The 12,505-nt window shown below is 54.8% G+C and carries 14 protein-coding genes and 1 tRNA gene; 13 read left to right on the plus strand and 2 right to left on the minus strand.

Features of this window, described 5'->3' with window-relative positions:
• The first annotated feature begins 80 nt into the window (after positions 1-80).
• Positions 81-153: transfer RNA gene (locus SH678x_RS18700), tRNA-Lys, on the plus strand.
• A gap of 110 nt (positions 154-263) precedes the next feature.
• Positions 264-1,292: a tyrosine-type recombinase/integrase gene (locus SH678x_RS18705; protein WP_496919971.1), complete on the plus strand. Its 1,029-nt coding sequence runs from the start codon at positions 264-266 to the stop codon at positions 1,290-1,292.
• Here SH678x_RS18705 and SH678x_RS18710 read toward each other — a convergent pair.
• Positions 1,249-1,539: a helix-turn-helix domain-containing protein gene (locus tag SH678x_RS18710; protein WP_496919972.1), complete on the minus strand. Its 291-nt coding sequence runs from the start codon at positions 1,537-1,539 to the stop codon at positions 1,249-1,251. The genes SH678x_RS18705 and SH678x_RS18710 overlap by 44 nt on opposite strands.
• 191 nt (positions 1,540-1,730) lie before the next feature.
• On the opposite strand from SH678x_RS18710, the gene SH678x_RS18715 reads away from it, so the two are divergent.
• The 10 genes from SH678x_RS18715 (at position 1,731) to SH678x_RS18760 (ending at position 11,412) form a co-directional block, all read left to right on the plus strand.
• A complete protein-coding gene (locus SH678x_RS18715; protein ID WP_496919973.1) occupies positions 1,731-2,780 on the plus strand; it encodes a hypothetical protein in 1,050 nt (349 codons plus the stop codon).
• A gap of 126 nt (positions 2,781-2,906) precedes the next feature.
• Positions 2,907-3,539 carry a winged helix-turn-helix domain-containing protein gene (locus SH678x_RS18720; protein WP_496919974.1) on the plus strand — a complete coding sequence of 211 codons (633 nt, stop codon included), beginning with the start codon at positions 2,907-2,909 and terminating at the stop codon, positions 3,537-3,539.
• Between the two features lie 41 nt (positions 3,540-3,580).
• Complete coding sequence (locus SH678x_RS18725) at positions 3,581-4,540, plus strand: ParB/RepB/Spo0J family partition protein (protein ID WP_496919975.1); 960 nt, start codon at positions 3,581-3,583, stop codon at positions 4,538-4,540.
• A gap of 448 nt (positions 4,541-4,988) precedes the next feature.
• Positions 4,989-5,288, plus strand: coding sequence for a hypothetical protein (locus SH678x_RS18730; protein ID WP_496919976.1), 300 nt, complete (start codon positions 4,989-4,991; stop codon positions 5,286-5,288).
• A 3-nt stretch (positions 5,289-5,291) separates the two neighbouring features.
• On the plus strand, positions 5,292-6,566 hold the full coding sequence (locus SH678x_RS18735; protein WP_496919977.1) for a hypothetical protein: 1,275 nt from the start codon (positions 5,292-5,294) through the stop codon (positions 6,564-6,566).
• A 240-nt stretch (positions 6,567-6,806) separates the two neighbouring features.
• Positions 6,807-7,946: a hypothetical protein gene (locus SH678x_RS18740; protein WP_496919978.1), complete on the plus strand. Its 1,140-nt coding sequence runs from the start codon at positions 6,807-6,809 to the stop codon at positions 7,944-7,946.
• 163 nt (positions 7,947-8,109) lie between these two features.
• Positions 8,110-8,493: a hypothetical protein gene (locus SH678x_RS18745; RefSeq protein ID WP_496919979.1), complete on the plus strand. Its 384-nt coding sequence runs from the start codon at positions 8,110-8,112 to the stop codon at positions 8,491-8,493.
• Between the two features lie 200 nt (positions 8,494-8,693).
• Positions 8,694-9,404, plus strand: coding sequence for a hypothetical protein (locus SH678x_RS18750; protein WP_496919980.1), 711 nt, complete (start codon positions 8,694-8,696; stop codon positions 9,402-9,404).
• Positions 9,401-10,765, plus strand: coding sequence for a TraM recognition domain-containing protein (locus tag SH678x_RS18755; protein ID WP_496919981.1), 1,365 nt, complete (start codon positions 9,401-9,403; stop codon positions 10,763-10,765). Before SH678x_RS18750 ends, SH678x_RS18755 begins: the two co-directional genes overlap by 4 nt.
• Positions 10,762-11,412: a hypothetical protein gene (locus tag SH678x_RS18760; protein ID WP_496919982.1), complete on the plus strand. Its 651-nt coding sequence runs from the start codon at positions 10,762-10,764 to the stop codon at positions 11,410-11,412. The genes SH678x_RS18755 and SH678x_RS18760 overlap by 4 nt, the downstream gene beginning before the upstream one ends.
• 349 nt (positions 11,413-11,761) lie before the next feature.
• On the opposite strand, the gene SH678x_RS18765 is transcribed toward SH678x_RS18760, so the two are convergent.
• The gene (locus SH678x_RS18765; RefSeq protein ID WP_496919983.1) at positions 11,762-11,980 is read right to left on the minus strand and encodes a hypothetical protein; all 219 of its coding nucleotides are present in this window, start codon (positions 11,978-11,980) and stop codon (positions 11,762-11,764) included.
• Positions 11,981-12,026: 46 nt separating this feature from the next.
• Between SH678x_RS18765 and SH678x_RS18770 the strand changes: the two genes are divergently transcribed.
• Complete coding sequence (locus tag SH678x_RS18770; RefSeq protein ID WP_496919984.1) at positions 12,027-12,488, plus strand: hypothetical protein; 462 nt, start codon at positions 12,027-12,029, stop codon at positions 12,486-12,488.
• The last annotated feature ends 17 nt before the right edge of the window (positions 12,489-12,505 follow it).

Consider the following 12,505-nt stretch of genomic DNA (forward strand, 5'->3'; position numbering starts at 1 on the left):
TGTCGCTCGGGGCGAAGTTCGCTAAAATGCTGAACTCGGCATGATTCTTTGTGTCGATCATCTGGAAAGCATTCTTGCGAGCTCCCTTAGCTCAATTGGCAGAGCAACTGACTCTTAATCAGTAGGTTGTTGGTTCGATTCCAACAGGGAGCACTGATATAATACCCTTGCCGCAATTGCACTTGCGACAAGGGCTCTGAGAAACAGAAGCCTCAAAAGAAGCCCCTGGTCAGGAATCAGGTCAGGATTCGTGAGGTTTTTGTATGTCTCGACGTGCGCAAGTTTGGTGGAACGACCACAAGGGAACATGGTGTACCGAGCTTGGCGGTACGCGCCATACGCTCGCCAAAGGCAAGACCAATCGTCGGCAAGCGGAAACGGCGCTGCGACGGCTGCTCGATGAGCGCCAACTTCTGGCCGATGTCAACGGCGCAATCTCGGTTGCTGGACTCTGCGAACATTTCTTGCAGGATGCCGAGCAACATCTGGCCCGCTCGACTTATGTTTCCTACGCCTACTCGCTCCAAAAGCTGGTCGACGTATTTGGCCTGCGGCTCGCCCATACCATCGAACCACTCGACATCGCCAAGTTCACGCGCGAATTGCAAAGCACCCTGAATCCCACCTCGCAGGCCATCGTTTTGCGTGTTGTCCAGCGATGTTTCAATTGGGGCGTCGAGAATCGGTTGATCCCGCCCCATAAGCTCGGTCGGATTCGAAAACCCCGACCGCTTCGCCGAGACCGCTTTCTGACCGACGCCGAGTTCCAGACACTGTTGCGATCGACCAACGGCAGCAATCATCACCGCGACGGAGCTGCGTTTCGGCGATTTCTCTTGGCAATGGAGTGGACATTGTGTCGGCCAGGCGAGCTCGCGCGTTTGGAATGGAAGCATATCCATTTTGATCAGCAACTTGCGTTGCTCCCCGAACACAAAACCAAGCGTACCGGTAAACCCAAAGTCATCCCTTTAATCCCCAAGTTCGAGCGATTGCTTCGCTGGCTGCAACATCATCAAACAGGTGATCAGTGTTTACTGAACGCTCGCGGCAAGCCGTGGACGCCCAGTTCTCTCAACCTTCGCATGCGACGGCTCCGGAAGCGGACTGGGCTTGCCGACGTCGTGCCGTACACGCTGAGACATCGTGGGGCGACGAATGCTATTCTCAAGACCGGTGATCTCAAGATGACCAGTCTCGTTCTGGGCCATTCGTCCGTTGCGACCACCGAACGCTACCTCCACCTCGCTAACGAGGCACTCGTCGAGTTTTCGCGGCGAGCGCTCGGCTAAGGTTCACATGTCGAAACGCCGTGACACGACGCTTTTGGAATTCGCTCGGCGCTTGGGCAGTAATTGTGTCCGGCTGACGCGATCCTGCTAGAAACCTTTCCAGATCGGTCTGCGAAACGCGGATGCCTCCGCCATGGGGACCAATCCGATGTGCACGTAACTGACCCGTTGCTACGAGCTCGTAGAGCGCGCTGCGGCTCAGCTTCAGAGTCGAAACGAGTTCGGTAATGGTGTACCAAGTGTCCATTGGGGCGGTCCGCAACAATGCCAGTTGATCCACTGAAGATAGTCTCGCTTGTCCTACACAGTCGATGACCAACTAGTGACAAAGTCGTTCCTTCGTGGCCCTTTCCGCACAGGATCACGTCCTGGGGGTCGATGTGCTAAACTGTCGCAAACGACCTGTGATCCACCGAAGATGACGGAAGGAGAGTCTTTATGGCCCATCAACCCATCAAGCGTTCGCGAATTCGCGCGTCGGCTCCCAAGCCGTCCCCCAATAGAGCCAATGCCGAGCGAACATTTACCGTCGAGGCCCACGACAACTTCTTCACATACGTTGATCATGCGATTGAAGCACGGCTTGTCCAGGAGCGCCTGGAGAAGTTATCCGAGAATCCGGTCCTCGCAGAGGCGATGCACGCCCTGCGGGACACGATCTGTACGAAGGGGCAACGAAGCTTGGCCGCGAATGCTGAAAACTTGACGACACTGTTTCAAGCCGTTCCGGAATTGTTCGATCCCTTTCCACAAGCCGAGAGAACGTTGCTTCGAGCAAGATTAGGATTTCATTCCAAGTTGCCAAGTGACCCCGCTAAGCTCGCGAAATACTTCAAAGTCGCCAACGACGAAATCGTCGTCGCAGAATGCAACTCACTGGCGGCGTTTCTGCAATTTCTCCCGCCGACGGAAAAATTGACTTCCGCCATGCACTCGCGCTACGCTCCTGAGACAAATAGAACGACAACGTCCAGGAGAACGATGCCTTCCAAAGAGCAGCGCAGAAAAAGCACCGATGCTGAGACCATTGAAGAAGGGGGAGGTGATCTTTCCGATTTGAAGATCCCAACGATCGTTCGCCGGCCTCACACTCCATCCGATGTGGATATTTCCTCCGCTACGTTAAGTCGGGAAGTCACCGACTACCTCGAGTGGTACCGAATACAAGTCGAGGCGATCGTCAATAGCCCCTTACTCGTCTCCGAGCAGGAACAACTACTCAAGATCCTCGCACGTGTACCCGCTGAACTGAGCCAGTTCTTGATTAGAGAATTTCATGATTCCGTAGTTGATGATTTGCCGCGACGCCAACCCCGCCTTGTCGGCATTCTCGACGCGAAGCGGGAAAAGAACTGTGCCCGCACCACGCTACACCGCTATGTCAACAGCGGCGAAGTGGGGATCAAGCTCGGCGAGACCCATTATTTTCTGGGTTACGAGCTGGAAACCCTGAAAATCCCCCAACGGGGACGCCCGAAGACTTCTTAAAGGTCGCCCCCAAAATTTCATTTGACAGAAAATGTGGCACGGTCCTATTATAAATGTGTCAACGTACCATTTAATGGAGCGTGTAACATCCGGGACTTTGAGGCTCTCGCCGCAGAAGGCATTACCATGCACTCGACCGAACGACTTTCCCGCCGCCACACCCATCTTGAGTTAACTGGGCAACTGCTCAACGGCCGCCATGTAGTTAAAGTCGACGATGCCCCGCGTTATGTCAATCAAACTCAGTACGACTCATTATTGCTACTGACCGAAGCTGCCATCCTGGGTAGCGGCGAAGGAGTGTCACTGGACGACCTCTTCTCTGATCGCGACGACCTCAATGGGAGCCGTAAGTACATTCAGCGGCTACGACAAGAATTACGCAATCCTGAGCTCATCGTTAGCTCGGCCAAACGCCGTTATCGACTCAATGTCGAAGCGCACCATATTGCGATCCGAAAGTCGTTCTGGCAGCTGGGCCCGTCTTCTGTTCCTGTCAAACTCCGAGATCGACTCCAGCGCGCCTATGCTGATCGCGCTGCAGTTTACCCAGAGGTAGATTCCGCTCAGCTTTGCTTTTGTCTTTTCGTGGTCACACCTTTGTCTTCGACGGCGCAATTCGGCTTAGATACGCTGCCAATTATGCCACAGCAATTGCCATCGTCGACCGGTCAGATTGTGCCGCTTCCTACTACAGCAATCTCGGCTGACAACAGTAACTCGGCTCTTGCATCGTGCATTATTGCCTGCCCGTCCTGATCGAGATTGCTTACATCGCCGCTTCAGTCCCAGGTTCCGCCATGAGTAATGCGAAAAACACCTTGCACGCAGTTGAATCGGCGAACCTTCCCCTGAGCTCGCCGGCAGGTACCGGTGACCGCGAAGAAGCACGTGTCGTGCATATTCTCTCGCCGGAGAGATTGTCTTTACTTCTCGACAATGTCCATCCCGCGTGCGAGTGCTTCTCGATTTCAGACGGCGAAATTGCGTCGATGGTGGAGAGCTTAAAACTATCCGGGCCACGCCACCCCATAGAGGTATTGGACGACCAACTGCTCGATGGCCGCCGACGGATTTATGGCGCCCTTAAGCTTCAGCGATCGTTGCCAGCAATTTATCTCTGCCATGAAGATCTTGGGCAACTTTCACCGTTTGAGTATGCCCTGAAGGCGAATCGTGCCGCCGGCTGCGGTCGCCAGCTGACTCCTATCCAGATCGCCCTTGCAGCGGTGCGCTACCACGGTAAGTGGATCGACGAGCTCAAAGAATCGGCTCTCCAGCGGAAGAGAAAAGGAGTGGCTGCTTCGCCTGAGGAAAAAGGGGAAACACTCGAACATGCCGCTTCCAAACTCGGCGTCTCAATTCGTGCCTTGAGCATTGCGCTGAAGGTGCTTCGTACAGCCGATCCGAGTCTCTACCTAGCGACCCACAATGGGCAAATATCCCTCGCTGAGGTGGAGAGACTCGCAGCTCTGTCTAACACTGCCCGCCAATCGCGTCTCGCAGAACTTCACGCAGATGCAACCCGCACACCTCGCACCCGTCCGCTGAAGGCAAATCGCACGGGTGCAGAAGTCGCTGAAGATCTTCAGCGCGAATCTGAATCGATTCGCAAATATCTGCAGCGAGTAGAAACAGTGATTGCTTCCAATTCAGACGTGGCCTTCGATCTAACATCCCTCAAGAAAGAACTTGGCAGATTGAACAGTTTTATAGCACATCTGGCGGTACGGTTTTCTTCATCCAACTCAGGAGCCTAGCATGAACTTTCTCACTCCCTATCGATCAAATTCTATGCCATCCCACGCCGGGGATGTTCCCGCTCTATCCCCGAGCGTTTTGCGTCGCCCGAGAACAGACGCCCAGCACATCGTGCTGACAGGTCTCGATAATTCTGGATCTGTATTCGGCTCTGGCGCCATCACTGAATTGAAGTTGGTACTCCCGAAGTACATAGCCGATTTGCAACAAGACCCTGCCATCCGTTCTTCAGTCCTAGCGACATTCTCTGTCTTTGTCGATCCAGACAGCTGGTGTGTGACGTCTCCGTTTTGTCCAGTCATGGAGTTGGTGCCCCCATCGCTTACTTCGACCGGCCGCTCACCCGTCTGCACACGGTTGATCGAATCGATCAAGCTTCTTAGAGCCCGCCGGCAACTCGTTCAATCGGTGCTCCACGTCGATCAGCGGCATTCATGGCTGATTGAGATGACCGATGGATTTCCTTCCGACAGCCATCGTGCTGATGAGGCCCGACGTGCAATTCAGGAAATTGCAGTGGCAGAGGGTATCGAAGTTTACCTGTTCGGATTGGGGGAGGGCGCCGACATGCGTTTCTTGCAATCGATCGCTCAAGAAGGGCGGCCTGCGGAATTGCTTAACTCGGATCGGGACTTCGCCACGCTGTTCGCATGGCTAAAGAAATCACTGCGCATCGTTAGCCGCAGCATCATGGGAACGGTCACAGAGTTCGAATCCTTGAGCGGGCGGATAATTCGGACGGAGTAACAGATGGCAATCCTAATCGGTTCAGATCGCGTTCTGTTGTCGAAGGTAATCGGGCAGGGTGGAGCAGCGACTGTCTACGAGCACCCGCTCTACAACGATCAATGCGTGAAGATTCACAACGACGCGGACAAGGTCGAAGCAGAAAGAATTCGCTTTCAGATTGCCAATCCTCCTCCTCAACTTGTCGTAAGCGGTATTCCGCTTTACGCATGGCCACGTGCAGCGGCTTACGACGAACAGTCCGGCGCCTTGGTAGGCTTTTCAATGCCCCGCTTGCATAAAGTGCTGCCGGTACAGGCAATCATCGATCCGAGCTCATGCGGCTCCGCAATCACGCGCCGGTGGCGGTGGAAAGTGGCAATCAATATTGCTGAGTTAGTACACACGCTTCATTTGATGCATCCGCCACACATCATGGGGGATGTGAATCTGGAAAACTTTCTCGTACACCGTGATGCCCGAGTCACAGCGATTGACATGGACTCCACGCATTTCACGATTCCGGGAATTAAAACATTTCTTTGCGACCGGCATCGTCCAGAGATGCAGCCACCGGAACTCGTGAGCGCTACCGCTCCCGTGATCGAGCGCGATCAAGATCAAGACGCGTTCTCTGTATTCATCCTTGTTCACCGCTTGCTTCGAGAAGGCATCCATCCATTTGATGCCATTTACACCGGCTCCAGCTCGCCACTGCGGTTGTATGAACGCATCGAGCAGGGGATTTGGCCTGACTCAGGGTTACATGCCGATTACCGGTCTAAAGCGGGCACCATTCCATTTACGTCACTGCCAACAGACATCCAAGACTTGAATCGGCGGATGTTTTTGGACGGAATTACCGACCGATCGAAACGTCCGAACGTGACCGAGTTGCTAACAGCGCTCCAATTGCACCAACCGCTCCGGAGCCGCTACGCACGAATAAGCCGCCGAGCGTGGCGACGCGAGATTCACCCCAATCCCAAACCATTTACGCGATTCCATCGAAGCGCTGAATTCTGTCGTGCTCACATTCACAAGGCGGGGCTATTGGCACTGTTAGGAGTAGCTATTGCTACAAGAAGTCTGCCATCGGATGACCATGAGGGTCTCAACAGGCCGACAAAACCACAGCTGCGACACCCAGATGCTTTACCGAAAAGCGTCGCTCCGGTGATCAAGCCGCCGACAACCTACAACCAGGTTCTGCCGGAGCCACCACGACCTTCCCAATTCACCCGTCCCTTAATGGAGACGCCACGGCTTTGGCGCCTCGCCGAAGGTAGCAGCGATTAAAATCCCGTCAATCTCACAAGGAGATAAGTCATGAACTGTGTTAGTCCCTTCCTTAAGCAACACGTCCTTTACCCTCTAGTCGTCATATCCGCAAGTCTGCTCGCAACTTCGTGTGCCCTCGCACAGTCGAACTCGCATGACCGGGACGAGATAGCTCAGAGCCTAATTGCACAGATGCAAGCCGGTGTGGAGCAAAGGACAACCCCTTCGACACTTCATCATGAAGCTCCGGACCCATTCATGAAGGCTTATCAACTGAAGTCCGAACTGGAACAAAAACAAAGAGCCTACGAACGCAGTGAGGCAGAGTTGCGACAGGCACTTGAGGCAGCGATTGATAACATCCCTAGCGACGAACTACTGACCGATTTTCACTTCGAGCGTGAGGCACTTCACCACCTAGAACAGCGGACCCGCCAACTAACATACAATGCGGACATGCTGATTTCAAAAATTGATCAGCATCGTAGGGTCGGTGGTGTTTATCTAACGGCACTTACAAACACAACACCAACCTACGCAGCATTGGCGGTCCAGTTCCGGCAGTATGCAGCGGAGGAACAATATCAAGACCGACGCGAGGACTATCTTGTACTCGCTTCCGTCTTCGATCAGCTGGGCGAGCGCTTCCGGACCGCTCCGACCCTCGTGACGGCGGATGTGAACGCCATTGATGAACTCTATCCGTATTTGAAAAGCACACACTTACTGCTGAAACGGACCTATAGTGTGCTCACTGTGCTGCCGACAGATTCGCATGCGGCGACGGGCTCGGAACTGGACGAGCAGTTGCGGAAATTTGTGAATACTTTCAATGGTTTTCGCAGTGAAATTCGTAAGTTCAACGAACGGTTGGGCGGACAGTCAGCTAGTGATTCCATCGACTCGCAGGAGTCTTCTCCAGCTCCTGCAACAAATCGAAGCACCGATCAAACAGCTTCCTACTACTTTTACAGCCCTGCTGAGCGACGAAAGCCAGCTGAACATCGCGGGGTGAAATCGAGCTACGCGTCCTACCACCAGCCTCTCACCTCAGAACGCAACGCGCAACTTTCAACTCGCCAGTCATTCGCCGCTGGGGCGCCGGGTACAACCCCGTCGGCATGGACAGCAGCGGAGCATTTTCATGAAAAGAATATTCTTGCCTTTCACGTCCCCGGAGTTTCTGGCAACGACATGTTGCGACGAGAGGTGACTAGCCTCTCCGTCGTGCAAGAGGGCGACCTTTTCTCCATTTCGTTAAACACAGGTGGGAAGATTACTGTTGAGGTAAAGCGGCGAATGCCGACTCTTTCGTCGCGTTACGAGACGGTATGGCTGGCAGAAGTGGTTCAATCGAACAGATCGCAGGTCGCTAGCAGACTGTCATCCCGTCCATAAGCAAAGTTAGTGGTTGATGTTGGCTATGTTGCGTGAAATGCAATCCATGGTGAGTACTGCAGCGAGAGCATCCGTGCCCTCGCTGGAGCAATCAACTCGCCGTATCTCGCTCCAGATTCCATGCCGGAATTGTTTTGAGAGCGGCGAAATCTATGGAGAACTTATGTTCACAGCATTACGCAAACATGCTCGCTTTGCCTCCCGCCAACCGGACCACGTGGCTGCACTCACGCCCACGTTGTCGGTGTCGGTCTGGCAAAGCGTTGATTCGGAGACCGGTGGCGTTCGCATGCATTGGGATGTCAGTCGGATTGGCAGCGAGGATCCTTCGCGTACCTATCGAACGTTGAAGATCGAATCGCTGCTGGAATTTCCGGCGTTCCTGTCACGCGTTGCTACCGGTTTTGCTCAGACGGACGCCGTGGGACCGCAACTTCGCAACGAGCTGCTGCAGTTCGCCAAAGACATGGAACTGCTGGCCGTGCGACGTGACGCCAATGGCGTTGATCGAGCGGAAAAGAAGGAAGCGGAGCCCATCCACTTCTAGCACATCGGCATCAACCACTTGGGGCGAGGGCTGCGACGGACCTGCGGGTCTACTCGCAGCCCTCGGGCCCACTTGCGGTCGGTCGAAGTACGTCCGTCGGCACGCACGTGACGTGACGACACAGTCGAAGTCACAAACGTGCTCCACGCTGTAATTGTCGAGTCAAAAACCACATTCCCTCTTCCGAGCGAGACCTACCTATGCCGACTTATACACCAGCCCAATATGCTCGCCGCGATGATTGCGTGCTTCGCATGACCGCGTGTCATCGCATCCTCTTGCCCCGCTGCGCCGCTGCTGCGCTCACAGATCACAAGCCCCTCACACATGCCCTCAACCGCCTTACCGACGACGGATCTCTCGTCCGTCACGAACGGCTCCTTCCCGGCGGTCTGACCATCTACACGCTATCGCCCACATCCGCTACCCGCCTTGGCCTCCCACGTGAACGAGCTGAACTGCCGACCGCAGCCGCTCTCGACGCCGCCATAGCTGTACAGGTCTTTTGTCACCTCGGTCGTCGCGCACGTTTCCGATTGACGGCTGATGAGGTAGATGGAATCTTCCCGAAAGCGGCACCCAACAACGTGCCGTTTGTCATCTCCGGCGAATTTGGTTCCGTCGCCATCTTTCGCGCTCTGCTGGTCGCTGACCGATCTCCCGCAGAGGCTATTCGTTACTTGCGCACCCTCATCGAGCAGGCGGAACGCCACAAGACACTTGCCAGCGAGCTGGCCGAGCGGCAGCTAGGCTTTGCGCTGTTGGCGTCCACTCCTCAGCAAGTTGCCGCATTGGAGAAAAGTCTAAACCGCTCCGGACTCTTGCAGCGGGCAGCAGTCATCATTGATATCGGTCCCGACGCCGAGCATCTGGCGGCAGCGCTCAAAGCACAGCATGGGGCGGGTGCATGAGCCAACCTCTCATCGAACTGGGAAAAGATGTGGTCACGGGAAAGTCTGTGAGCCTACCGCTTGCGCTCTTCGAACGTCACGGCTGGATCCAGGGAATGACCGGCGCTCGCAAGACGATTATTGCCACTAAGATCTGCACGCATCTGATGCGACTGGAGCCCCAAGCCGCTCTTGTAATATGCGATCTTGGAGGAGACCAGTACTTCTTTAACCAGATGCGGGAGCATGCTCGCCAACTCGGCAGGCCGTTTCAGTTTCTCTCAGTGAATCGGGACGACGACTGGGATGCACTCGATCCCATGGCAGCGATTACGCCGCTGCAGGATCTGTCTGTCGCAGTCTCCTATCTGCACACGATTCTTGGCGGTGATCATGGCGAAGGCTACGGGGCAGGGTACTTTGGCCGTTACTCGTACGTCTCTATCCAGCGCATTTTGATGGGCTTCGTCGCCGAGGGACTGCATTCGCCAACGCTCCATGACTTTGCCAGGCGGTTCGCCGGCAACAAAGGTAAGCTTTCCGATCAGAGCGAAGCGCAGTTGGCTGCGGAGATGATGCTTAGCTACGACCAAGTGCAACCGAGCGCGTGGGGACACAAGCAGATCGACGTACCGACGGCCGTCGAGCGCGCGCAGGTGACGTATGGGTTCTTGCCCACGTTGATGCATCCGGGCGCGAGAATGTTGGCCTCTACGCTTGTTTTTTCTTTCGTGCTCGAAGCGATGCGGCGTCACTACCTAGGATTGCCCGTACGCCCCATCTTCTTGATTATTGATGAATTTCCTTCCGTAGCGCAGTCCAAGCAGTGGTCCGACCTCATCACCCTGGCACGCAAATATCACATCCGAATTCTGTGTTTGACACAAACTAGCGAACAAATGAAATCTCGCGATCGCGATCTGCTGCCGGTGCTGTTTGACAACACGGCCATAAAGATCTGGCTGACGCCCACGTCCCAGGAGGACATCGATACGTTGCGGAATCTTTCCAAGGATCAGCTCAAGCAGCGCGGCGTCACGCAAGGTTTTCGCGCCGGTGTTTCCTCAGTCTCGATGAGCGAAGTCTATGAATCACGTCTGGAGGCCAATGAGATCCGTGACGTGGCCTATGCCGGAGACCAGGGATTCTTGATCGTGAACGCCTTTCAGGGACACACCGAACCGATTCGCTTTCGATTCACTTCTGATTCGTCGCCAGAAGAGTACGCGCGGCTGGCTACGCTCCCGCTTCCTAAGCGTGAACCATCAGTGCGACGTTCTCACTTGGATATCACGAATCCCGACCGCGCACCCCGACAGGCGCGATTGGATCAGCTTCTGGCGGCAAAACAGTCACAACTTCTATGGGAACAATCACCATGAATGACCGAATTGAACGCGCCAGCGAAACTGCCCTGCAGAGTGATTCCACTGCCCAACTGCTGGAGGCGGCCACCATCGTCCAACTTCTGACCCAGTGCGTGCGAGTGCTTGGCGCTCACCAACTTCGAGGCTTGGATGAGCGGCAATCGATCAGGCTCCTCAAACGACTACATACACTCGGTATGGTCTCGGTGCGAACGGTCATCGTGCCGCCCGATCTCTCGCTCATAGCTCCGCTCTTTCGCTGGCAGCCCGGGACCGCTCCGCCCATGTTTGATCGGCTCGCCTGGCAATTGGCGGCCCGCTGGCGAGGCAAGCCACATAAGGCGTTTATCGCCAGCGCGACCGCCGAAACATGTTACTCCGTGGGGAGTTCCTTTGCCGGTCGTGTGCCACGACGTACCGAAGTCAGCCACGATCTCCACGTGACGGCAATCTACCTAAAACTGGCGCGTGAGGCCCCCGACCTCGCCCGGAAGTGGATACATGAAGATGCGCTCCGTGCCACGCGCGAAGCCGGACAACTCATTCCCGATGCAATGATCGGCGACACCGCGATTGAGTTTGGCGGGCGATACCGAGCGGACAAACTACGAGCCATTCATCGCGGTCATGCAATCGCAGGCCGCCCCTATGAAATTTGGTAATGACACGCAGAAGTGATTTTCTTTGGTGCTCCACAAAACTGCTGAGGCTGTGACAGGAACACTAACGATTGTTCGGCTTTTCGTTGCAAAGGGCTGCGGCCACGAGCATAGCGAAAGCCAATCAAGGAGGAACTTATATGGAACGGAGAACAAGAAAGACCCACCGAAGACGGGAAGTTGAAAAGCTACTCAATGAAATTGCCTTTCGCAGCATGATCATCATGTTGCTGGGATTCTTTGCAGTACTTTGTGCGACTCGTCCGTGGTGGGCCGTTAAGACAGTGCGCCTGCTACTTGACGCTGCAAAGGGCGTAGGGACCTATCTTTAGGTCCCTCGCCCCGCGCGGGTTTACCGCCAGAAATCGTCATCCTCAAAGTCAAAATGAGAGTACGCCTCAAGCAGCAACAGGAAAACTACTACGCCCACAGAAAATCCAAACACCAACACCACCAGACCCGTGTCTCCAGTTGCAAAATACACCGCCGCCATCACTGCCGACGCAACCAAGCAATCTTTGACATGCACAAAGTAGGAACTAGAGCGCGACATTCGTTCGTTCTCATCCATGGCACATCGCTATCACATGAAAGGATCGTAAACAAGGAACTTCTTTATGACCAAACAGATCATATATCTCAGACATCCCCTGACCAGCGTTGAAGAGGGTGCCTACCAGACCTTTGGTGACATGGTGTTCTATCCCAATGGAGGAGTCCGCCTCGGGCCCGCATGGTTTGCTTACGGCACACCGATTCATCGCCATCGCTTTGGGGCAAATCTGATTGCCGTGCGCAGGATCCATGACCCCAACCTGCTTGAAATCGAAATGCCCGCAGGTGGACAGCTGAGATTCCTTTATCGGCCACTATTTCGAAAGTGGTATCAAATGGTTGAAGCAAATGATCCCCGGCTCTACCTCCACCAACAGCGATACGGCACTCATGTAGCCGTTGTCTTGTATTACGTCCGCTGGAGTATTTGCTGGGGCTTTTTCGAGACAATCAACTTTCTTGGCTTCATGCTGCTAGCCTTTCTTGTAGTGCTGGCCTTTTGTCTGGCAAATGCGATGTTTTGACTAGCACAGGAGAAGCA

The sequence above is a fragment of the Bythopirellula superficialaquae genome (assembly GCF_059632245.1).

Bases quoted from the DNA above. Each gene is read 5' to 3' on its own strand.
- SH678x_RS18705 (WP_496919971.1), top strand. From the start codon at position 264: ATGTCTCGACGTGCGCAAGTTTGGTGGAACGACCACAAGGGAACATGG.
- SH678x_RS18710 (WP_496919972.1), bottom strand. From the start codon at position 1,539: ATGGACACTTGGTACACCATTACCGAACTCGTTTCGACTCTGAAGCTG.
- SH678x_RS18715 (WP_496919973.1), top strand. From the start codon at position 1,731: ATGGCCCATCAACCCATCAAGCGTTCGCGAATTCGCGCGTCGGCTCCC.
- SH678x_RS18720 (WP_496919974.1), top strand. From the start codon at position 2,907: ATGCACTCGACCGAACGACTTTCCCGCCGCCACACCCATCTTGAGTTA.
- SH678x_RS18725 (WP_496919975.1), top strand. From the start codon at position 3,581: ATGAGTAATGCGAAAAACACCTTGCACGCAGTTGAATCGGCGAACCTT.
- SH678x_RS18730 (WP_496919976.1), top strand. From the start codon at position 4,989: ATGACCGATGGATTTCCTTCCGACAGCCATCGTGCTGATGAGGCCCGA.
- SH678x_RS18735 (WP_496919977.1), top strand. From the start codon at position 5,292: ATGGCAATCCTAATCGGTTCAGATCGCGTTCTGTTGTCGAAGGTAATC.
- SH678x_RS18740 (WP_496919978.1), top strand. From the start codon at position 6,807: ATGAAGGCTTATCAACTGAAGTCCGAACTGGAACAAAAACAAAGAGCC.
- SH678x_RS18745 (WP_496919979.1), top strand. From the start codon at position 8,110: ATGTTCACAGCATTACGCAAACATGCTCGCTTTGCCTCCCGCCAACCG.
- SH678x_RS18750 (WP_496919980.1), top strand. From the start codon at position 8,694: ATGCCGACTTATACACCAGCCCAATATGCTCGCCGCGATGATTGCGTG.
- SH678x_RS18755 (WP_496919981.1), top strand. From the start codon at position 9,401: ATGAGCCAACCTCTCATCGAACTGGGAAAAGATGTGGTCACGGGAAAG.
- SH678x_RS18760 (WP_496919982.1), top strand. From the start codon at position 10,762: ATGAATGACCGAATTGAACGCGCCAGCGAAACTGCCCTGCAGAGTGAT.
- SH678x_RS18765 (WP_496919983.1), bottom strand. From the start codon at position 11,980: ATGGATGAGAACGAACGAATGTCGCGCTCTAGTTCCTACTTTGTGCAT.
- SH678x_RS18770 (WP_496919984.1), top strand. From the start codon at position 12,027: ATGACCAAACAGATCATATATCTCAGACATCCCCTGACCAGCGTTGAA.